The 19,988-nt window shown below is 72.7% G+C and carries 20 protein-coding genes; 2 read left to right on the forward strand and 18 right to left on the reverse strand.

Annotation, left to right across the window (positions count from 1 at the left end; all coding sequences use genetic code 11):
- From Q9250_RS05510 to Q9250_RS05570, 13 genes are all read right to left on the reverse strand, one after another.
- A complete protein-coding gene (locus Q9250_RS05510; protein ID WP_306233582.1) occupies positions 1–594 on the reverse strand; it encodes a regulatory protein RecX in 594 nt (197 codons plus the stop codon).
- A complete protein-coding gene (gene recA / locus Q9250_RS05515; protein ID WP_306233583.1) occupies positions 591–1,655 on the reverse strand; it encodes a recombinase RecA in 1,065 nt (354 codons plus the stop codon). The genes Q9250_RS05510 and recA overlap by 4 nt, the downstream gene beginning before the upstream one ends.
- A 170-nt stretch (positions 1,656–1,825) precedes the next feature.
- Complete coding sequence (locus Q9250_RS05520) at positions 1,826–2,047, reverse strand: DUF3046 domain-containing protein (RefSeq protein ID WP_306233584.1); 222 nt, start codon at positions 2,045–2,047, stop codon at positions 1,826–1,828.
- A gap of 22 nt (positions 2,048–2,069) precedes the next feature.
- Entirely contained in the window at positions 2,070–2,396 is a 327-nt protein-coding gene (locus tag Q9250_RS05525) for a helix-turn-helix domain-containing protein (RefSeq protein ID WP_306233585.1), read from the reverse strand.
- Between the two features lie 117 nt (positions 2,397–2,513).
- Complete coding sequence (locus tag Q9250_RS05530; RefSeq protein ID WP_306233586.1) at positions 2,514–3,050, reverse strand: CinA family protein; 537 nt, start codon at positions 3,048–3,050, stop codon at positions 2,514–2,516.
- Positions 3,050–3,649, reverse strand: a complete 600-nt coding sequence (gene pgsA, locus Q9250_RS05535) for a CDP-diacylglycerol--glycerol-3-phosphate 3-phosphatidyltransferase (protein WP_306233587.1) — start codon at positions 3,647–3,649, stop codon at positions 3,050–3,052. Before pgsA ends, Q9250_RS05530 begins: the two co-directional genes overlap by 1 nt.
- 16 nt (positions 3,650–3,665) lie before the next feature.
- Complete coding sequence (locus Q9250_RS05540; protein ID WP_422665095.1) at positions 3,666–6,563, reverse strand: DNA translocase FtsK 4TM domain-containing protein; 2,898 nt, start codon at positions 6,561–6,563, stop codon at positions 3,666–3,668.
- Between the two features lie 50 nt (positions 6,564–6,613).
- Positions 6,614–7,831, reverse strand: coding sequence for an ABC transporter permease (locus Q9250_RS05545; protein ID WP_306233588.1), 1,218 nt, complete (start codon positions 7,829–7,831; stop codon positions 6,614–6,616).
- Positions 7,828–8,538, reverse strand: coding sequence for an ABC transporter ATP-binding protein (locus Q9250_RS05550; protein ID WP_422665096.1), 711 nt, complete (start codon positions 8,536–8,538; stop codon positions 7,828–7,830). Before Q9250_RS05550 ends, Q9250_RS05545 begins: the two co-directional genes overlap by 4 nt.
- Positions 8,535–9,677 carry an efflux RND transporter periplasmic adaptor subunit gene (locus tag Q9250_RS05555; protein WP_306233590.1) on the reverse strand — a complete coding sequence of 381 codons (1,143 nt, stop codon included), beginning with the start codon at positions 9,675–9,677 and terminating at the stop codon, positions 8,535–8,537. The genes Q9250_RS05550 and Q9250_RS05555 overlap by 4 nt, the downstream gene beginning before the upstream one ends.
- 155 nt (positions 9,678–9,832) lie before the next feature.
- Positions 9,833–11,506, reverse strand: a complete 1,674-nt coding sequence (locus Q9250_RS05560; protein ID WP_306233591.1) for a ribonuclease J — start codon at positions 11,504–11,506, stop codon at positions 9,833–9,835.
- Positions 11,507–11,602: 96 nt separating this feature from the next.
- A complete protein-coding gene (dapA, locus tag Q9250_RS05565) occupies positions 11,603–12,574 on the reverse strand; it encodes a 4-hydroxy-tetrahydrodipicolinate synthase (RefSeq protein ID WP_306233592.1) in 972 nt (323 codons plus the stop codon).
- Positions 12,575–12,810: 236 nt separating this feature from the next.
- Positions 12,811–13,347 carry a dihydrofolate reductase gene (locus Q9250_RS05570; protein ID WP_306233593.1) on the reverse strand — a complete coding sequence of 179 codons (537 nt, stop codon included), beginning with the start codon at positions 13,345–13,347 and terminating at the stop codon, positions 12,811–12,813.
- Between the two features lie 132 nt (positions 13,348–13,479).
- Here Q9250_RS05570 and Q9250_RS05575 point away from each other — a divergent pair, with 132 nt between their 5' ends.
- Positions 13,480–15,090, forward strand: coding sequence for a cell wall-binding repeat-containing protein (locus Q9250_RS05575; protein ID WP_306233594.1), 1,611 nt, complete (start codon positions 13,480–13,482; stop codon positions 15,088–15,090).
- 4 nt (positions 15,091–15,094) lie between these two features.
- Here Q9250_RS05575 and Q9250_RS05580 read toward each other — a convergent pair whose 3' ends face one another.
- Genes Q9250_RS05580 through dapB form a run of 3 tightly spaced genes read right to left on the reverse strand, consistent with a single transcriptional unit; the run spans position 15,095 to position 17,114 of the window.
- The gene (locus tag Q9250_RS05580; RefSeq protein WP_306233595.1) at positions 15,095–15,925 is read right to left on the reverse strand and encodes a thymidylate synthase; all 831 of its coding nucleotides are present in this window, start codon (positions 15,923–15,925) and stop codon (positions 15,095–15,097) included.
- Positions 15,922–16,413, reverse strand: coding sequence for a hypothetical protein (locus Q9250_RS05585; RefSeq protein WP_306233596.1), 492 nt, complete (start codon positions 16,411–16,413; stop codon positions 15,922–15,924). Before Q9250_RS05585 ends, Q9250_RS05580 begins: the two co-directional genes overlap by 4 nt.
- Entirely contained in the window at positions 16,410–17,114 is a 705-nt protein-coding gene (dapB, locus tag Q9250_RS05590) for a 4-hydroxy-tetrahydrodipicolinate reductase (protein ID WP_306233597.1), read from the reverse strand. Before dapB ends, Q9250_RS05585 begins: the two co-directional genes overlap by 4 nt.
- Positions 17,115–17,166: 52 nt before the next feature.
- Between dapB and Q9250_RS05595 the strand changes: the two genes are divergently transcribed.
- Positions 17,167–17,625, forward strand: a complete 459-nt coding sequence (locus tag Q9250_RS05595) for a GNAT family N-acetyltransferase (protein WP_306233598.1) — start codon at positions 17,167–17,169, stop codon at positions 17,623–17,625.
- A gap of 249 nt (positions 17,626–17,874) precedes the next feature.
- On the opposite strand, the gene Q9250_RS05600 is transcribed toward Q9250_RS05595, so the two are convergent.
- Both Q9250_RS05600 and Q9250_RS05605 read right to left on the reverse strand, forming a co-directional pair.
- The gene (locus tag Q9250_RS05600; protein ID WP_306233599.1) at positions 17,875–18,477 is read right to left on the reverse strand and encodes a histidine phosphatase family protein; all 603 of its coding nucleotides are present in this window, start codon (positions 18,475–18,477) and stop codon (positions 17,875–17,877) included.
- Positions 18,478–18,546: 69 nt separating this feature from the next.
- Positions 18,547–19,920, reverse strand: coding sequence for a M16 family metallopeptidase (locus Q9250_RS05605; protein WP_306233600.1), 1,374 nt, complete (start codon positions 19,918–19,920; stop codon positions 18,547–18,549).
- Positions 19,921–19,988 lie beyond the last annotated feature (68 nt).

Genomic DNA, 19,988 nt, shown 5'->3' on the forward strand with positions numbered 1-19,988 from the left:
TCAGCGGAACCGCGGTCCGCGCGGCCGCGAGCGCTCGATCGCGATGCGCACGGCGCCGCCGCTGAAGCCTCGCCGCTGCAGCCAGGCAGCCAGGCGTCGCTCAGCCGTCTCGTCGTCGAGCGAGCCCATCCTGCGACGTCGGTCGGCTGCCGCGTCGATCGCCCGCTGCAGCTCGTCATCGCGGTCGGGCTCGTCGAGCACCGACGGGTCGAGCCCTCGCTTGCGCAGCTCGGCCACGATGCCGCGCTCCCCCAGCTGCTTGCGCTCACGGAGGCGCTCGGCCTCGTCGCGCGCGAGCTGCGCGTCGTCGAGATAGCCGTCGCGCTCGAGGCCGTCGAGCACGGCCGCGCGCACATCGGTCTCGACATCGCGCTTCGCGAGCGACCGGTCGAGCTCGAGCCGGGAGGCCGCCCGCCTCCCGAGCGCGCGGAGCGCCATCGAGCGCGCCGCCTCCTCGTTGACGCGCTCCACGTCGCGCTCATCGTCGGCCGCAGGATCCTCCAGCGGACCGACGTGCTCGTCGGCGCCCTCGCCGCGCTCCGCGATCCAGGCGGAGAGCCGCGTGACGCCGGCGAGCTGGTCGCGGTCGCTCACGCGCCCTTTCGCTCCTGCCTGTGGGCGTCGAGCGACTCGACCGCGGGCGCCTCCTTGACCGCGTGCGCGCCGATGCCGAGCTTCTGCAGGATCTGGAGCTCGATGGCGGCGGCGATGTCGGCGTTGTCGATCAGGAACTGGCGCGCCTTCTCCTTGCCCTGCCCGAGCTGGTCGCCGTCGTAGGTGTACCAGGCGCCCGACTTGCGGACGATGCCGTGGTCGACGCCGAAGTCGATGAGGCTGCCCTCGCGCGAGATGCCGACGCCGTAGAGGATGTCGAACTCCGCCTGCTTGAAGGGCGGTGCCATCTTGTTCTTCACGACCTTGACGCGCGTGCGGTTGCCGACCGCGTCGGTGCCGTCCTTCAGCGTCTCGATGCGGCGGATGTCGAGGCGGACCGAAGCGTAGAACTTCAGCGCCTTGCCGCCGGCCGTGGTCTCGGGGCTGCCGAAGAAGACGCCGATCTTCTCGCGCAGCTGGTTGATGAAGATCATCGTCGTCTGCGTCTGGTTCAGACCGCCGGTGAGCTTGCGGAGCGCCTGCGACATGAGTCGTGCCTGGAGGCCGACGTGGCTGTCGCCCATCTCGCCCTCGATCTCGGCGCGCGGCACCAGCGCCGCGACGGAGTCGATGACGATCAGGTCGATCGAGCCGGAGCGGATCAGCATGTCGGCGATCTCGAGCGCCTGCTCGCCGGTGTCGGGCTGGGAGACGAGCAGCGCGTCGATGTCGACGCCGAGCTTCTTGGCGTACTCGGGGTCGAGCGCGTGCTCGGCGTCGATGAACGCGGCGATGCCGCCCGCGCGCTGCGCGTTGGCGATCGCGTGGAGCGTGAGCGTGGTCTTGCCCGATGACTCCGGGCCGTAGATCTCGACGATGCGGCCGCGGGGCAGGCCGCCCACGCCGAGCGCCACGTCGAGCGCGATGGAGCCGGTCGGGATGACCTCGACCGGTGCGCGATCCTCGCTGCCGAGGCGCATCACCGATCCCTTGCCGAACTGACGATCGATCTGCGCGAGCGCCGCTTCGAGCGACTTGTCGCGGTCTGCAGGTGTGGGCATTGCAGGGCCTTCCGTTGGTGGTGCGCTCACGCTACGTCGGACCGCTGACATGCGTGCGGCCCAGGCGCCCGGCTGTGGATGACGGGCGTCCTCGTGCAGATCACACTACGCGCGGATCGAACGAGTCTTCGAACGTCGGGCGGCGTGTCGGGAGCCTCTGCCGCGACGGATCAGCGCTGCGGCGCCCGCATGCCACGGCCGTGCCGACGCGACACGGGCACGTCCTTCGCCTCGCAGATCGCGGCCCACACCTGCCGCGCAGGCACGCCTGCGGCCAGCGCCTCCGCGGCGGTGCGACCGCCGAGGCCGCGGAGCGCCAGGTCTGCCATCAGGGCAGCGCCCAGCGCTCCGAACTCCTCGTCGATCGCGATCTGCAGCTCGCTCGCCCTCACCCGTGGACCTGTCGACCCGCGCTCAGTGGACGGCGTCGAACTGGGCGACCAGCTCGTCGGGCAGCGTGTCGGGGACCGTCGTGCCGAGGTGGTCGAGGTCGCCGAAGCTGAGGCCCTCGAGCACGGCGAGCCGGTCGCCGACCTCGCGCAGGATGCGGGAGAGGGGCACGTCGAGGGCGTCGGCCACCGACGCGAGGATCTCGCTCGAGGCCTCCTTCTGCCCACGCTCGACCTCGCTGAGGTAGCCGAGGGCGACCGAGGCGCGCGAGGCGACCTGGCGGAGCGTGCGGCCCTGCCGCAGGCGGACGTCGCGCAGCACGTCGCCGATCTCCTGTCGAACCAGCACCATGGTCTCCCCCTTCACCGTGGATGCATCATCGTAGTCGCCTGCTGCTGCGAAACGTCCGATGCCGTACGAGATGTGACAACGCAAGCATCACATCCGGCATTCCGACGTAGCCCCTGGTCACGATGTGGATTCGCTGTGCATCACGAGGTCGGGCCGCGCGAGCGCCGCGTCGAGCCGTGCCAGCGCCGCCTCGAGCGCGAGCCTGCGCACGGTCTCGCGATCGCCGCGCACGAGGTGCGAGGCGGCGAGCGACACCGGTCCGTGCACGGTCAGCATCTCGATGCCGACGTGGAACTCCCCCGGCGGGTGGTCGTCCTGGGACCCGGGACCTGCGACGCCGGTCGTCGCCACGCCGATGGTGCACGCTCCGCGGTCGAGCGCCGCCAGCTGCCGCACGCCGCGCGCCATCCAGATCGCCACCGCGGGGTCGACCGGGCCGCGCTCGGCGAGCAGGTCGGCCGGCACGCGCAGCACCTGGTGCTTCATCTCGGTGGCATAGGCGACGACCCCGAGCCGCAGCACGGCCGAAGCCCCGGGCGTGCGCACCAGCGTCTCGGCGACCAGACCGCCGGTGAGCGACTCGGCCACCGCGATCGAGATGCCGCGGGAGGCGGCGCGGGCGACGAGCCTGCCCGACGTCTGCAGCGCATCCATCACCGACTCCTCACCGCGTGCCAGACGAACTCGAGCCCCGAGTAGATCGTCAGCGCCACCGCGATCGTCATGGTGATCACGCAGACCCACACGCCCCACGGCCCCACCCACGCCTGCAGCGGCAGCAGCGCCAGCGGCAGCGCGATCGCCTGCGCCATCGTCTTCGCCTTGCCGGCCCAGTCGGCCGCGATCACCACCTGGTTCGCGACCACCAGCCGGTAGACGGTGATGCCGATCTCGCGCACGAGCACCACGATCGTGATCCACCAGTGCAGCTCGCCGAGGATCGACAGCACCACGAAGGCGCTGCCGGTGATCGCCTTGTCGGCGATCGGGTCGATGAGCTTGCCGAAGTCGGTCACGAGCCCGCGGTCGCGCGCGATCTTGCCGTCGACGAAGTCGGTGGCGATCAGCACGGCGAACAGCACAGCGGCCAGTGTGCGCAGCAGGCCGGGCTCGGGGTTGAGCAGCGCCACCACCACGAACAGCGGCGTCAGCAGGATGCGCACCACCGAGATGATGTTCGGCACGCTCGCGACGCTCGCCGGCTCGTCGCCGCGGCGCCAGACTCGACCGCGCCACGGGCTGATGATCCCCATGCGGCGAGGCTATCGCTCAGTCGCGGCCGGTGAGCGACCAGGCGTCGTCGTCGTCGTCGCCCTCGGCCTCGACGACCTCGAGCCCGTCGCGGTTCGCCTCGTCGAAGGGGTCGCTGTAGCGGTCGTCGGTGTCGACCCAGGCGGCCCCGTCGTCGCCGTCGTCGAACCCGTCGGATGCGTCGGCCTGCGCGGGTGCGGCGTCGACCGCGGGTGCCGGTGCCGGTGCGCTCGCCGCTGCGGCGGGCGCCGGCGGCGGCCCCTCGCCGCGCAGCGACGCGAGCACGCCGGCCAGCCCCTCCGGCGGCACGAGCACGTCGCGCGCCTTCGAGCCCTCCGAGGGGCCGACGATCTCTCGCGACTCCATGAGGTCCATGAGGCGGCCGGCCTTGGCGAAGCCGACGCGCAGCTTGCGCTGCAGCATCGAGGTGGAGCCGAACTGCGTCGAGATGACGAGCTCGGCCGCGGCGCAGAGGTCTTCGAGGTCGTCGCCGATGTCGCCGTCGATCTCGCGCTTCTCGGCCACCTCGGCGACGTCGTCGCGGTACTCGGGCCGCGCCTGACCGGTGACGTGCTGGACGACCCGCTGGATCTCGGCCTCGTCGACCCAGGCGCCCTGCACGCGCATCGCCTTGTTGGCGCCCATCGGCAGGAACAGGCCGTCGCCCTGGCCGATGAGCTTGTCGGCGCCCGGCTGGTCGAGGATGACGCGCGAGTCGGTGACGCTCGAGACGGCGAACGCGAAGCGGCTGGGCACGTTGGCCTTGATGAGGCCGGTGACGACGTCGACCGACGGGCGCTGGGTGGCGAGCACCAGGTGGATGCCGGCGGCGCGCGCGAGCTGCGTGATGCGGACGATCGAGTCCTCGACGTCGCGCGGGGCGACCATCATCAGGTCGGCGAGCTCGTCGACGACCACCAGCAGGTACGGGTAGGGCTTCAGCACCCGCTGACTGCCCGCGGGCAGCACGATCTCGTCGCCGCGCACGGCCTTGTTGAAGTCGTCGATGTGCTTGTAGCCGAACGACGCGAGGTCGTCGTACCGCATGTCCATCTCCTTCACGACCCACTGCAGCGCCTCTGCGGCCTTCTTGGGGTTCGTGATGATGGGCGTGATCAGGTGCGGCACGCCCTGGTAGGCGGTGAGCTCGACGCGCTTCGGGTCGACGAGCACCATCCGCACGTCGGCGGGCGTCGAGCGCATCAGCAGGCTGGTGATCATCGAGTTGACGAACGACGACTTGCCCGAGCCCGTCGAGCCGGCGACCAGCAGGTGGGGCATCTTCGCGAGGTTCGCGACGACGTAGCCGCCCTCGACGTCCTTGCCGATGCCGATCGTCATCGGGTGCTTCGAGTCGGCGGCGGCGCGGGAGCGCAGCACGTCGCCGAGCTTCACCGTCTCGCGGTCGGGGTTCGGGATCTCGATGCCGATCGCGCTCTTGCCCGGGATGGGCGAGAGGATGCGCACCTCGTTGGAGGCGACGGCGTACGAGATGTTCTTCGACAGCGCGGTGACGCGCTCGACCTTCACGCCCGGCGCGACCTCGATCTCGTAGCGGGTGACGGTCGGGCCGCGGGAGAAGCCGGTGACCTTGGCGTCGACGCTGAACGAGTCGAGCACCTGGGTGATGGCGGCGACGATCTCGTCGTTGGCGGCCGAGCGGGCCTTGGGCGGGTCGCCCTGCGCGAGCGAGGCGATCGACGGCAGGCGGTACGGGCGCACGGGCACGGGGGCGGAGACAGCCGGGGCATCGCCGGCACCGGCCTCGCCGGCGCCGATCTCGCCTCCGTCGATCTCACCTGCGCCGATCTCGCCCGTGCCGACCTCACCGGTGTGCTTTCGCATCGCCTCCTCTGCCTGCTCGAGCGAGGCGAGCACCGCGGTGGCGTAGTCGTCGTGCTCGTCGTCGGGCAGCGGGGGCAGCGGCTCGGGGGTCGCCGCGGGCACGGGGCTGAGACCCGGCTTCGCGCCGCCCTCGCCGACGCGGGTGGTCGGCTGCTCGCGGTCGATGATCACGGGGGTGTCGTAGGCGGGGTCGACCTCGCGGCCGGTCGAGTTGCGACGCCAGAACGGCAGCGCGTCGGCGCCCTCGAGCTCTTCTGCCTCTGCCTCGGCCTCGGCGGCCTCCTCGGCCTTCGCGAGCTCCTTCGCCTCCTTGCGGGCGCGACGGGCCTCGTCGCGCTCCTCCGGCGTGCCTGTCTCGACGCCGAACAGGTAGCCGTAGAGGTCGGCCAGCCGCTCGGGGATGCGAGTGGGCGGGGTCTTCGTGACGACGAGCACCGAGAGCAGCGCGATGACGCCGCACACGATGCCCGCGCCGATCGGGGTGAGCAGGGCGGCCAGCGGCGCCGAGGCGACCCAGCCGAGGATGCCGCCCGCGTCCGCCAGCGCGGGCATGCCGAGCGACGCATCCGGCATGCCGAGCAGCACGTGCGTGAGGCCGGCCACCGAGGTGAGCAGCAGCGCGAGGCCGACGCCGACGCGGCCGTTGTCGCTGACCGATGCGGGGTGGCGGAACATCCACAGCGCGAGCAGCACGAAGACCACCGGCAGCGCGATCGCGACCTGGCCGAAGAGGCCGCCGAGCGTGTAGGCCGAGATCGCCTGCGCGACCGGGCTCGTGGGCAGGATCCACTCGACGACGGCGCCGGCGACGGCGAGGATCGTCAGCAGGAAGGGCACGCCGTCGCGGCGCTCCTCCTTGGCGAGCGACTCGCGGCCGAACACGCGCGCGGCGCCGCCCGTGGCGTGCGCCAGGCCCATCCAGGCCCGCTGAGCGACGCCGGGGCCGGCATCCTCGAACACCGGCTGCGCCGACGTCTGCCGGGTGCGCTGCACCTTCGTGGTCGCGCCGGTCGTCTTGCCCTTCGAGGCGGTGCTGTTCGATCGCGGGCGCGTCGGCGTGGATCTGGACAGGCGCACACCCTAGATGCAGGCGCCGACAGGCGCGCGGAGGCGCTCCGGAGTCAGAAGCGGATGGCCTCGATCACCTTCGAGCGCACCGCGATCGTCGCGGGGATGCTGCCGGCGAGCGCGCCGACGGCGGCCGAGACGAGCAGCCCTGTGACGGCCGCGGCCATCGGGAACCCCGGCAGGGCGACCCCGCCGATGCCCTGCGTCAGCACCTCCTCGACCACCGGAAGCCGGTAGGCGAAGATGCAGATCGCGATGCCGATCGCACCCGCCACGACCGTGCCGACGACCGACTCCAGCATCACCGCGACGAACACGCGCGTGCGCGAGGCGCCGAACGCGCGGCGGATGCCGAGCTCGCGCACCCGCTGCCGGATCGACACGACCGCGACGGTGACGAGGCCGAGCGCGCCCAGCAGCAGGATGACCGCGGCGGTGCCGACGAGCGTCAGCTGCAGCGGCAGCAGCGGGTCGTAGCCCTCGAACGCCTGCCAGTCGGAGCGGCTGCCGTCGACCATGGTGCCCGGCAGCGCGCCGCGCAGATCCTGCCGCAGCACGCGCAGCCCCTCGTCGGCCAATTCCGGCGGCACCCAGGCCTCGAGGCTCAGCTGCCCGCCCATCGCCGCAGAGCCCGCGGCGTCGGCGACCCGGATCACGTCACGCGGCAGCATCCACGCCTGCGGCCAGTCGTCGCCCATGCCGCGGTCGACGAGCCCGACGATCACCGCGGTCGTGCCGCCCACCTCGACCGTGCGGTGCGCGTCGAGGCCGCCGCCGCCGAGCCCGTCGAGCAGGCCGCGGTTGACCACGATCGCGGGCGCCAGGCGCACGCGATCGCTCTCGACCAGGAAGCGGCCGTCGGAGACGGGCAGGTGGTGCATGACCGCCCAGTCGGGCTCTGCGCCCTCGAGCTGCACCTGCTGCGTGCCGGTCGGTCCCGTGACGCCGAGGTATGCGTTCGTGCGCACGGTCGCGTAGTCGACGCGGTAGCGGTCGACCGCGGCCTCCATCGCGCCGATGGCCGCGAGGCTCTCGCTCGCGCTGGGCGCCTCGGGCGAGGAGCCGTTGGCCCACAGGGTGATCGTGGCCGGGCGGCCTCCCTGCGACTCCATCGACTCCAGCAGCGACGAGCGCGCGAGCTCGCCGATGGCGACGGATGCGGTGAGCGCGGCGATCGCGACCGTCACGCCGATGAGGCTCATCAGCACGCGGCCGCGGTGGATGCGCAGCTCGGTCCAGGCGTCCTGGATGGCGGCGACGACGTCGGTCACGAAGCGACCTGCTCGAGCGCGGCCGCCTCGACCGCGTGCAGTCGCCCGCCCTCGAGCCGCAGCACACGCCGGGCGCGGGCGGCGACGGCGAGGTCGTGGGTGATCGTCACGAGCGCGGCGCCCGCCTCGGTCGCCACCTCGTCGAGCAGGTCCATGGTGCGGCCGCCGGTGTCGATGTCGAGGGCGCCCGTCGGCTCGTCGGCGAGGATGAGCCGCGGCCGGCGCACCAGCGCGCGGGCGATGGCGACGCGCTGCTGCTCGCCGCCCGAGAGGTGGGTCGCATCGGTGTCGACGCGGTGGCCCAGGCCGACGCGGTCGAGCATCTCGCGCGCGAGCCTGGCGCGCTGCCAGTAGCGGCGGCCGGCGCCGTAGTGCAGCGGCACGGCCACGTTCTCGGCAGCGGTGAGCCCCTCGATGAGGTTGAACTGCTGGAAGACGAACCCGACGGTGCGGCCCCGCAGCCGGTCGCGCTCGCGCCCGCTCATGAGCACCATCGGCTCGCCGTCGAGCTCGACCAGGCCCGTCGTCGGCTGGTCGACCAGCCCCAGGATGTTGAGCAGCGTCGACTTGCCGGAGCCGGAGCGGCCCACGATCGAGACGCGGTCTCCGACCGCCACGTCGAGATCGACGCCCCGCAGGATCTGCAGCGACGGCCCGTCGATGGTCGCGAACTGGCGGGTGACGCCCCGCAGGTGCAGCAGCATCAGAAGCCGCAGAGCATGGGATCGGCGGTCATGGGGTCGGCGCAGGGGTCGGCGGCACCGGGCACGAACTGCAGCACCTCGTCGCCCTCCGCGAGGCCGGCGCGCACCTCGACCATGGTGCCGTCGGAGAGGCCCAGCTCGATCGGCACCTCCTCGGGGTCGCCGCCGGTCGCGGAGGGCCGGAAAGCGATGCCGGTGTCGGCGCTGCCGAGCACGGCGGTCGTCGGCAGCAGCAGCACGTCGGCGGCGGCGCCCGCGGTCAGCTGCACCTTCGCCGCGAGCCCGACGAAGACGCGCACCTCGGCGGGCACCGCGCAGGTGAGCGTCGCGGTGCCGCCGGTCGTGGCGGCCTCCCCGGTCGGCTGCGCGATGCGCACCCCGGTGCACTCGAACGGCGCGGGGCCGCCGTCGATGGTGATCGTCGCGGCCTCGGGCTGCGTCGTCAGCCGGTACTGCTCGGCCGCGCCCACAGAGGCGCGGATGAGGTGCGCGGGAGGCTGCACCTTGCCGGTCTCGGTGGCGATGTCGACGGTCTGCCCGACGAGCAGCGCGAAGTCGGTCAGCGTGCCGGCAGCGGGCGAGGCGATCTCGAAGGTGCGCGCCGTGGGCGCACCGATGGTGCCGTCGGCGGAGGGCACCGCCGGGGTCTCGACCCGCACGGTGTAGAGCACGTCGCCCGCGGCGACCTGGGCGCCGTCAACCGCGACCACGCGGGCGACGGTGCCGGCGCGGGTCGAGCGCACGGGCACCGCATCGACCGGAGCGACGGCGCCGTCGATCGACACGGCGTTCTCGATCGAGCCTCGCTCGACGCCGATGAGCGGCTGCTCGAACGAGGCGCCGGGCAGCAGACCGCCGTCGTCGACGGCCGCCTGCTGATCGGGGAAGAACGCGAGCTTCACGAGCGCGATCGCGATCGCGACGGCGACGATCAGCTTCAGCACCGGCAGCACCCAGGTGCGCCAGGCGCCCGGGCCGCGGGCGGCCTTCTCGGCCTTCCGCAGCTGGGTGCGCTCGACCTGCTCGAGCCGCGCCTGCCGCTGCGCGGCGCGGCGCGCCTCCCGCGGGGTCGCCGCATGCTGGGGCGCTGCCGGGAGCTCGGGCGCGTCGATCTGGGCGGTCTGATCCTGCTGCTCGGGCACGGCGCTGGTCCTCTCGGAAGGCGGGGCGCCGCGCGATGCGCATGCCCTCGCTCACACCGTAGGCGAGCCGCTCGGCAGAAGTCCTCCACCGCAAGGATGAGATCAGCGCACCTCGGGGACGAGCCCTCGAGGTGCGCCGATCGACGTCGGGAGGCCTACGCCTCGATGACCACCGGCACGATCATCGGACGACGGCGGATGCGGGTGCCCACCCAGCGCCCGACCGTGCGACGCACGACCTGCTGGTACTGGTGCTGGTCGCGCACGCCCTGCTCGCCGGCCTCGGCGAGCGCCTTGACGATCTTCGGCCGGATCTCGTCGAAGACCTTGTCGTCCTCGGCGAATCCGCGCGCGTGGATCTCGGGGCCGACGATGACCTTGCCGGTCTGCGGCTCGAGCGCGATGAAGATCGAGATGAAGCCCTCCTCGGCGAGGATGCGGCGGTCCTTCAGGTCGGCCTCGTCGATGCGGCCGACCGACGAGCCGTCGACGTAGACGAAGCCGATCTCGAGCTGGCCGGCGACCGTGATCCGGTGATCCTTGAGGTCCCAGACGGTGCCGTTCTCGCCCACGTGGGCGCGCTCGCGCGGCACGCCGGTGTCGACCGCGAGCTGCGCGGCCGCGTGCAGGTGGCGGTACTCGCCGTGCACGGGGATGACGTTCGCGGGGCCGAGGATGTTGTAGCAGTAGAGCAGCTCGCCCGCCGACGCGTGGCCCGAGACGTGCACCTTGGCGGAGCCCTTGTGCACGACCTTCGCGCCCAGCTGCATCAGGCCGTTGATGATGCGGAAGACGGCGTTCTCGTTGCCCGGGATCAGGCTCGAGGCGAGGATGATCGTGTCGTCCTCCCCCACCTCGATGCGGTGCTCGCCGTTCACGATGCGGCTGAGCACGGCCATCGGCTCGCCCTGCGAGCCGGTCGACATGAACACGACCTGGTTGCGCGGCAGGTTCTCGGCCCGCTTCTGGTCGATCACGACGCCGTCGGGCACCTTCAGGTAGCCGAGCTCTGCCGCGATGCCCATGTTGCGCACCATCGAGCGGCCCACGAACGCGACCTTGCGGCCGTTCTCGTGCGCGGCGTCGAGCACTTGCTGCACGCGGTGCACGTGGCTCGAGAACGACGCGACCACGACGAGGCCGGTGGTCTTCGCGATGACCTGCGAGATGACGGGGCCGATCTCGCGCTCGGGAGCCGTGAACCCGGGGACGTCGGCGTTCGTGGAATCGACCAGGAACGCATCCACCCCCTCTTCACCCAGCCGGGCGAACGCCCGCAGGTCGGTGATGCGGTCGTCGAGCGGCAGCTGATCCATCTTGAAGTCACCGGTGTGCAGCACGAGGCCGGCCTTCGTGCGGATCGCGACCGCGAGCGCGTCGGGGATCGAGTGGTTGACGGCGATGTACTCGGTCTCGAACGGGCCGAGCTGCTCGACCTGCCCCTCCTTCACGGTGTGCGTGTAGGGGCGGATGCGGTGCTCCTTGAGCTTCGCCTCCACGAGCGCGAGCGTCAGCTGCGAGCCGAGCAGCGGGATGTCGGCCTTCAGTCGCAGCAGGTAGGGCACGGCGCCGATGTGATCCTCGTGGCCGTGCGTGAGCACGACGCCGACGACGTCGTCGAGGCGATCGCGGATCGGCCCGAAGTCGGGCAGGATCAGGTCGACGCCGGGCTGGTGCTCCTCGGGGAAGAGCACGCCGCAGTCGACGATGAGCAGCTTGCCGTCGAGCTCGTACACCGTCATGTTGCGGCCGACCTCGCCGAGGCCGCCGAGCGGGAAGATGCGGAGCGTGCCTGCCTCGAGCGGGGCAGGCTGGGTGATGGCCGTCAAAGGGCCCTCCTTCGTATGCGGCCCGCCCGTGCCGTGCGGCGTGGGGCGAGCGGATGTGGTGGTTGCGCGCACCTCGCGCGCAGAGTGGTCTTGGGGTTACCTGGTGGTGCCGTGCACCTTCGGCAGGGCGCCGCCCGCGGCCGCGTTGCGGTCGGGGCGGAAGCGGCTCAGGTCGAGGCCGTCGACGCCCCGGACGAGCGCGAGCTCGTCCTCGATGAGGGCCGCCTCGGCGTCCTCGGGGCCGACGAGCGGCAGGCGCACGCGCGGGCTGCCGATGCGGCCGAGGCCGTGCAGCACGTACTTCGCCGCCACCGTGCCGGGCACGTGCGTCATGACGGCCCGCACGAGCGGCTCGAGCGCCTGGTGCTGCTCCTGCGCGGTGTGCAGGTCGCCGGCGTTCACGGCGTCGATGATGGTGCGGTAGGGGCGCGGGGCGATGTTCGCCGTCACGCCGATGAGCCCCGACGCGCCGATCGCCAGGTGCGGGAGCACGTTGGCGTCGTCGCCGGAGAAGTAGAGCAGGTCGGTCTGGTTGAGCACGCGGCTCACCTCGGCGAAGTCGCCCTTGGCGTCCTTCACGGCGAGGATGTTCGGGTGCTTCGCGGCGCGCAGCAGCGTCTCGAAGCGGATCGGGATGCCGGAGCGGCCCGGGATGTCGTACAGGATGACCGGCAGGTCGGTGGCGCCGGCGATCATGCGGAAGTGCGTGAGCACGCCCGACTGCGTCGGCTTGTTGTAGTACGGCGTGACGATCATGATGCCGTCGGCGCCGGCCTGCTCGGCCTTGCGCGAGAGGTCCATGGCGTGCGCGGTCTCGTTGGATCCGCCGCCCTGGATGATCTTCGCGCGATCGCCCGCGACGGCCTTCGCCACCTCGACGAGCTTGATCTTCTCGGGGTCGGTGAGCGTCGACGTCTCGCCGGTGGTGCCCGAGACGACGATGCCGTCGGCACCGTGCGTCACGACGTCGTCGATCAGCCGCTCGACGTCGTCCCAGTCGACCTCGCCGTCGGCGCCCATCGGGGTGACGAGCGCGACGAGGACCTGGCCGAAGGGATTGTCTGTCACGCCTCCAGGGTATCGCGGCTGGCGAGCGCGCCCGCCGACCCGGCCGGACGCCCCGCTCGGCCCCCGAGCCGGGAGGCTGTCAGTGGTTCGAGGACGCGGCTCTGGCGCGTCACGGATGGCGGACGAATCGGCGATCCGTCGCGAGAAGCGGACGCATCCTCCGCCTCTGGTGACCTCTCCGCGATCGGTGACGGGCGGTGTGCGCGCAGCCGCGCCCGGGCGACGGCGCGCCCGGCTCAGCTGCGGCGCTCGAGCGTGCGGTAGGCGAATCGCAGACCGGTGGTGCTCTCGTGCCACCCCTCGGCCGGGTCGCGCGCGGTCTCGCGCCACGACGCATCCGCCCCCGTCCTGTCGTCGTGCCCCTGGTCGCCGACGTCGGGGGCCGTGGTGTCGCCGGATGCGTCGAGGTCGATGTCGGTGATCTCGAGTCGGTCGGCGAGGTCGATGGCGTCGCGGTAGACGCGCCCGCCGCCGATGATCCACACCTCGTCGTCGATCGCGCGCGCGGCCGCGAGCGCCTCGCCGAGGCTGCCGACCGTGGTGGCGCCGGCGGCGACATAGTCGCGGTCGCGGGTGATGACGATGTTGGTGCGGCCGGGCAGCGGGCGGAACCGCGGCGGGAACGACTCCCAGGTGCGGCGGCCCATGACGACCGGGTGGCCCATGGTGATGGCCTTGAAGCGGGCCATATCCTCCGGGAGGCTCCAGGGCATGTCGCCGGCCTCGCCGATGACGCCGCCGCGGGCCTGCGCCCAGATCATGCCGATGGTCACGAGGACACCGTACGCGAGCCGGTCGTGACCGAACCGTGATCTGCCGCGGCGTCGCGGCGCATCGGCGGCGCATAGGCTCGGCTGAGCAATCCTCCGCCGCATCGTCGCGGCGCTCCTCGAACGGACACCGCCATGCGCCTGCCCCTCGCCCTGCTCGCGACCGCGAGCCTGCTCGCCGTCAGCCTGACCGCGTCGGCGGCCCCCGCTGCCGCGGTCGCCGTCTCGCGGATCGCCGGAGCGGATCGCTTCGCGACGAGCGTCGAGATCTCGCGTCAGACGCCGTCGCCCGGCGACGTGGTCTACCTCGCCTCGGGCCTGTCGTTCCCGGACGCGCTGGCAGCCGGGCCCGTGGCGGCCGCGGAGGGCGGGCACCTGCTGCTGACGCGGCCCGACGCGGTCGACCCCGTGGTGATGGAGCGGATCGCGGAGCTCTCGCCGAGCGAGATCGTGCTGGTGGGCTCGGCGGCGACCGTGCGCGACTCGGTGCGCGCGCAGCTCGCGACGGCGTTCCCCGCCACAGAGCTCACGCGCATCGGCGGCAGCGACCGCGTCGGCACGTCGCTGGAGCTGCTCGATCGGCTCGCCGAGAGCGGCCCGGTGAGAGCGGTCTGGGTGGTGTCGGGCTGGAGCTTCCCGGACGCGCTCATCGCCGCCTCGGTCGCCGGCGCGACGGGTGCTGGCATCGTGCTGGACTACCACGGGGCCGATCCGGCGAGCGCGCGTGCCTGGGCGGAGCGCCTGCAGCCGTACGTGCAGGGCGTGCCGGTCTCCATCGCGGGCGGCGCTCCGTCGGTGAGCGACGAGGACGAGCTGCTGCTCGCCGAGCACGGCGCGGTCGACATCGTGCGCCACGCGGGGATGGACCGCTACGACACCGCCCGCATCATCAACGACGCGTACCCGGTCGACCCCGGCGTGCGGAGCATGCTGGTCGCGACGGGTCAGAACTTCCCCGATGCGCTCGGCGGCGCGGTGCTCGCGGCCGCCACCGGCATGCCGCTCTACCTCTCGCCCAGCATGTGCCACTCGGGCGTCACCCCGATGCTCGCCGCCGAGGCCGCCGAGCGTGGGATCGGCACCGCCATCGGCCTCGGCAGCGCGGCGTCGGTCAGCGAGCTGGCGCTCTCGATGGGTGAGTGCCCCGTGCCGAACGCGACGCAGGCGTCCTTCGCCGGCGTCTACGGCAGCTTCGACCCCGTGCAGGCCAGCGGCACCGGCGGCGCGATCATCGCGATGCCCCCGAACGCTCGCGTGGGCGCGGTGTCGACGTCGCAGCGTTCGCACGGCACGCTGCGCGCCTACACCGTCGGCGCCGACGGCTCCCCGATCGAGCTGGTCGCGGATCCCGACATGGTGACGCCCTCCGGGCACCAGGTGGGTCGGCGGGCGTTCGGGCTCGGCGGTGGCCCGCTGCCGACGCACCTCTACATCGAGACCGACGGTGACTGGAGCGTCACGATCCACGACATGCGGAGCGTGCCCGTGGGCGAGCCGGGACGGAGCGGCATGGGCGACGACGTGTGGCTCTTCCCCGGGGGCGTCCCGCACGTCAACTACTCCTACATGGGCGGATCGCCCGAGCGCGGCTTCGAGCTGACAGCGCGACCGCTCGGGTCGGGCGGCACCACGCTCGTCGCGGTGTCCGGCGCGGCGAGCGGTAGGGTCACTGCCCCGGCCGCTCCCGCCGTGATGACGGTGCGCTCGTCAGGCCAGTGGACATTGATCCACCTCAACCGGCCCTAGCGCTTCAGACCGCGACCGGAGCCTTGATCGCCGGGTGGTGCTGGTAGCCGACGACCTCGAGGTCGTCGTACTCGACCTCGAAGACCGAGTCGCGGTGCGCCTTCAGGCGCAGCTGCGGCAGCGGGTAGGGCTCGCGCGTGAGCTGCTCGGTGACCTGCTCGACGTGGTTGTCGTAGATGTGGCAGTCGCCGCCGGTCCAGATGAAGTCGCCCACCTCGAGGCCCGTCTGCTCGGCGATGAGGTGCGTGAGCAGCGCGTAGCTGGCGATGTTGAACGGCACGCCGAGGAAGAGGTCGGCCGAGCGCTGGTAGAGCTGGCACGAGAGCCTGCCGTCGGCGACGTAGAACTGGAACATCGCGTGGCAGGGGGCGAGCGCCATCTCCGGGATGTCGGCCGGGTTCCAGGCCGAGACCATCAGCCTGCGCGAGTCGGGGTTGCGGCGGATCTCGTCGATCACCTGCTGGATCTGATCGATCGTGCCGCCGTCGGGGGTCGGCCACGAGCGCCACTGCACCCCGTAGACCGGGCCGAGCTCACCATCCGCATCGGCCCATTCATCCCAGATCGACACGCCCCGCTCCTGCAGCCAGCGCACGTTGGAGTCGCCGCGCAGGAACCACAGCAGCTCGAGCGCGATCGACTTGAAGTGCACGCGCTTCGTGGTGATGAGCGGGAAGCCCTCCGAGAGGTCGTAGCGCAGCTGGCGGCCGAAGACCGAGCGCGTGCCGGTGCCGGTGCGGTCGCTCTTGTGCTCGCCGTTCGCGAGCACGTCGGCGAGCAGGGCCTCGTAGGGATGCGTCGTCGCGGGCTGGTTCGTCATGGGCTGGGTGGTCATGGGCGGGCCTCCTGGGCTCCAGTCTGGCGCACCTTGCGCAGCTCGAGCGCGCGGCGGGCGGCCATGCGCGCGCGCTTGCGGTCGCGGGCCGCGTCGTAGGCCATCGAGAGCCGCAGCCACGACTGCCACGACTCCGGGTTGGCCTCGACGTCGGCCTTCGCGACCGGGAAGGCGGCGTCGGCGGACTGCTTGTCGGCGCGGCCCGAGGGGGTCGCAGGCAGTGGCGCGGGCATGCCGCCGCTCGCGTCGAGCTCGCGCACGGCGCGGTCGAGGCCGATGCCGAAGACCAGCTCGCGGGCGAGGGCCCAGCCGCCGACGAGCGTGAAGACGACGAGCCCCACGCCGACCGCGAGGCCGAGGGGTGTGCCCGTGAGGAGGAAGCCGACCGCGAGGCCGCCGGCGACCACGACGTACAGCGCGAGCGCCGCCGCCATCACGAGCGCGAGCGCGCGGGCCGTGCCGCTGCGCGCGGCGGCGCCACCGCTCACGTCAGCCCCAGCAGGTCGCCGATGCCGACCGTCACGCCCGGCTGCGCCTCGGCGCGCAGCGACAGCAGGATGCCGGTCGCGTACGAGTCGCTCGAGGTGGTGTCGTGGCGGATCGTCAGGGTCTCCCCCGTGCCCCCGAACACGACCTCCTGGCGGGCGACGACGCCCGGCAGCCGCAGCGCGTGCACCGGCACGCCGGCGATGATCGTGCCGCGGCCGGGCTCGTCGGGCGTCGCCGGGCTGAAGCCCCGCACGGCGCCGATGGCCTCGGCGGTGCGGGTGGCGGTGCCGCTGGGGGCGTCGCGCTTGCGGTCGTGGTGCGCCTCGACCACCTCGACGGCGGTGAAGTGGCGAGCGGCGATGGTCGCCAGGTGCGTCTCGAGCACGCTGCCGAGCGAGAAGTTGGGGACGATGCGGATGCGCTCCGCGCCTCGGGCGCGCAGGGCCCCGATGCGCTCGTCGGTCCACCCGCTGGTGGCCACCACGACGGGCACGCCCGCCTCGAGCGACTGGTCGACGAGCTGCTGGCTGGCGCCGAGCACGGTCGCGTCGAAGACCACGTCGAGCCCGGCGAGGTCGAGCCCCTCGCGCACGTCGAGCGCGACCGGCTCGAGATCGTCGGCCTCCTGCACGAGCCGCAGCGCGAGCGACCCGAGCCTGCCTGAGGAGCCTGCGATGCCTACGCGCCTGGTGCCTGCCATGCCCTCCAGCCTACGGCGAAGCGGCGCGCCGACCCGCCCGTAGAGTGGCGGCGTGGCCATCACGATCGCTCTTGAAGACCCCGCCTCCGACCTCGCGCAGCGCCTGCTCGCCGCCTACTTCGGCGACCGCGCCATCACCTTCGTCGGCGGCGTCTACACGCCGAAGCCCGCCGACCCGTCGACGCTGCGCGCCCCCGACGGCGCCTTCCTGATCGCGTGGGACGAGGACGAGGCGATCGGATGCGGTGCGCTGCGTCGCCTGGGACCGACGCGCTTCGAGGTCAAGCACCTCTACGTGACGCCCGTCGGCCGCGGCCGCGGCACGGGGGCGGCGCTGCTCGCCGCGCTCGAGGCGCGGGCGGCCGAGCTCGGCGCGACCGAGGTCGTGCTCGACACGAACAGCGCCCTGGAAGCGGCGAACCGTCTCTACACGACGCGCGGATACGCATCCATCGACCCGTACAACGACAACCCCAACGCGACGACCTGGTTCCGCAAGGCGCTCGTCTGAGGTCGCGCCGTTGGGACGCGGTCGCGCCACTCGGGCGCGGGAGGCGCCGCTCAGGTGCGGGAGCCGCCACTCACCTGCCGGAGCCGCCACTCACATGCCGGAGCCGCCACTCACATCCCGGAGGCGCCACTCAGGTGCGGGAGGCGCCACTCAGGTGCGGGAGGCGCCACTCAGATGCGGGAGGCGCCACTCAGATGCGGGAGGCGCCGCTCAGGTGCGGGAGGCGCCAGCCAGGCGGGGAGGGGCGGGTCAGTAGGGCTGGGGCATGGGCATGCCGGTGCGGTCCTCGGGGGGCAGGTGGCCGAGGTCGTTGTGGGCGACCAGCTGCGGCGGCTTGCCGGTGCGGCGGCGGATGATCGTGAGGCCGCAGTTGGCCTGGTTGAGCGCCATCCACTGCCACGACGGTGACTGCATGACCTCGCGCACGAACCAGCTGATGACGAAGTTGTGGGTGATGAGCAGCTCGTTGACATCGCCGCGGGAGGGACGCAGCCACTGACCGGCCGCATCCTGCATCTGGGCCGCGCCCGCCTCGCTCTCGGCGGGCCGCACGCTCTGCAGGAAGCGGTGGAAGCCGACCGGCGTGCCGGGCTCGAGGCCCGACGGGATGCAGTCGAGCAGCAGCGCCGACCTCTCGAAGGTCACTGCGGGCAGCCGCTCCTGCATGATCTCGGCCGTCTCGGTCGCGCGCTGCAGCGGCGACGTCCAGGCGTGATCGAAGTGCACGCCCGAGAGGCGCTGCGCGATCGCGTGCGCCTGCCGCACCCCCCGCCCCGAGAGGCGGCCGTCCTCGACGCCGTGCTCGGCGTCGAGCTGCTCACCGTGTCGGACCAGGTAGAGCAGGTGCGCCATCGTTCCTCCGCTGGCGCAGCATCGCGCCGATGTCTCGCTTCAGGGCGCAGCGAATCGCGCTCGTTCCGTTCAGTGCGCGGCCGCGGCCGCCGCCTCCACCGTACCCGCACCGGCTGACGACGCCAGTCGGTCGAGCCCCGCGGGCACCTGGCCGACCGCCGCGATCGAGCGCGGGCCCGACGCGAGCTGCGCGGCGAGCGCGCGCACATCGGCGTCGGTGACGCGGTCGATGCGCTCGAGGGTGGCGTCGATGTCGAGGAACTCGCCGAGCGTCAGCTCGGCGCGGCCCAGCCGCGACATGCGCGTGTCGGTGTCCTCGAGCGCCAGCGCGGAGCCGCCGGCGAGCTGCCCCTTCGCGCGACGCAGCTCGTCGTCGCTCGCGCCGTCGGCGAGGCGCTCGAGCTCGGCGAGCATGAGCCCGGCGACCTCGAGCGTCTTGCGGGGCGCGCAGGCCGCCGCCATGCCCATCAGGCCCGCGTCGGCGTAGCCCGAGGCGTAGGAGTAGACCGAGTAGGCCAGGCCGCGCTTCTCGCGGATCTCCTGGAAGAGGCGCGACGACATGCCCGCGCCCAGCACGGCGTTCAGCACGGCCATCGTGCTGCGGCGCGGGTCGGTGGCGGTGAGGCCGGGCGTGCCGAGCATCAGGTTGACCTGCTCGAGGGGGCGCTGCACGAGCGTGAGCCCGCCGCCTGCCATCGCGACCGGCGAGGCGTCGCGGCGGGGGCGCGGCGCGCCGGGCGACAGCGACCAGCCGTAGCGCTCGAGCGCGGTCTGCAGCTGCTCGACGGCCGTGTCGTGGTCGACGGCGCCGGCGATCGTGATGACGAGGTCGGATGCGTCGTAGTGCTCCGCGTAGTGCTCGGCGACGCGGTCGCGCGAGACGGCGCGGATCGACTCCGGCGTGCCGCCGATGGGACGCCCGAGCGGCGCCTCGGCGCCGTGCACGAGCTCGCTCAGCCGCTCCCCCGCGACGTCGCCGGGATCGTCGTCGGCCATCGCCAGCTCTTCGAGGATGACCTCGCGCTCGTGCTCGAACTCGGCGGGGTCGAGCAGCGACGAGGTGACCATGTCGGCGAGCACGTCGATCGCCATCGGCAGGTCGCGGTCGCGCACCTTCGCGTAGTAGCAGGTGTGCTCCTTGGCGGTGAGCGCGTTGTGCTCGCCGCCGACCTCGTCGAAGGCGACCGCGATGTCGAACGCGGTGCGGGTGCGGGTGCCCTTGAACAGCAGGTGCTCGAGGAAGTGCGTGGCGCCGCGGGCGTCGTCGCGCTCGTCGCGCGAGCCGACCGGCACCCAGAAGCCGACGGTGGCGCTCAGCGCGCCCGGCATCTGCTCGGTCAGCACCCGCAGGCCGCTGGACAGCACGCTGCGCCGCACGATCGCACCGCCCGCTGCAGCGATGGCGATCTCAGGGGTCTCGAGCGGGAGCTGGACGGCAGGCATCCGATCAGTCTAGATCGTGGCCGCAGACGACGGATGCCCCCACCCGAGGGTGGGGGCATCCGGTGCTG

The sequence above is a fragment of the Agrococcus beijingensis genome, assembly GCF_030758955.1.
GTDB classification, from domain to species: domain Bacteria; phylum Actinomycetota; class Actinomycetes; order Actinomycetales; family Microbacteriaceae; genus Agrococcus; species Agrococcus beijingensis.

Coding starts and splice junctions, on each gene's coding strand:
- recA (WP_306233583.1), bottom strand. CDS start 1,655: ATGCCCACACCTGCAGACCGCGACAAGTCGCTCGAAGCGGCGCTCGCG.
- Q9250_RS05525 (WP_306233585.1), bottom strand. CDS start 2,396: ATGGTGCTGGTTCGACAGGAGATCGGCGACGTGCTGCGCGACGTCCGC.
- Q9250_RS05530 (WP_306233586.1), bottom strand. CDS start 3,050: ATGGATGCGCTGCAGACGTCGGGCAGGCTCGTCGCCCGCGCCGCCTCC.
- pgsA (WP_306233587.1), bottom strand. CDS start 3,649: ATGGGGATCATCAGCCCGTGGCGCGGTCGAGTCTGGCGCCGCGGCGAC.
- Q9250_RS05575 (WP_306233594.1), top strand. CDS start 13,480: ATGCGCCTGCCCCTCGCCCTGCTCGCGACCGCGAGCCTGCTCGCCGTC.
- Q9250_RS05580 (WP_306233595.1), bottom strand. CDS start 15,925: ATGACCACCCAGCCCATGACGAACCAGCCCGCGACGACGCATCCCTAC.
- dapB (WP_306233597.1), bottom strand. CDS start 17,114: ATGGCAGGCACCAGGCGCGTAGGCATCGCAGGCTCCTCAGGCAGGCTC.
- Q9250_RS05600 (WP_306233599.1), bottom strand. CDS start 18,477: ATGGCGCACCTGCTCTACCTGGTCCGACACGGTGAGCAGCTCGACGCC.
- Q9250_RS05605 (WP_306233600.1), bottom strand. CDS start 19,920: ATGCCTGCCGTCCAGCTCCCGCTCGAGACCCCTGAGATCGCCATCGCT.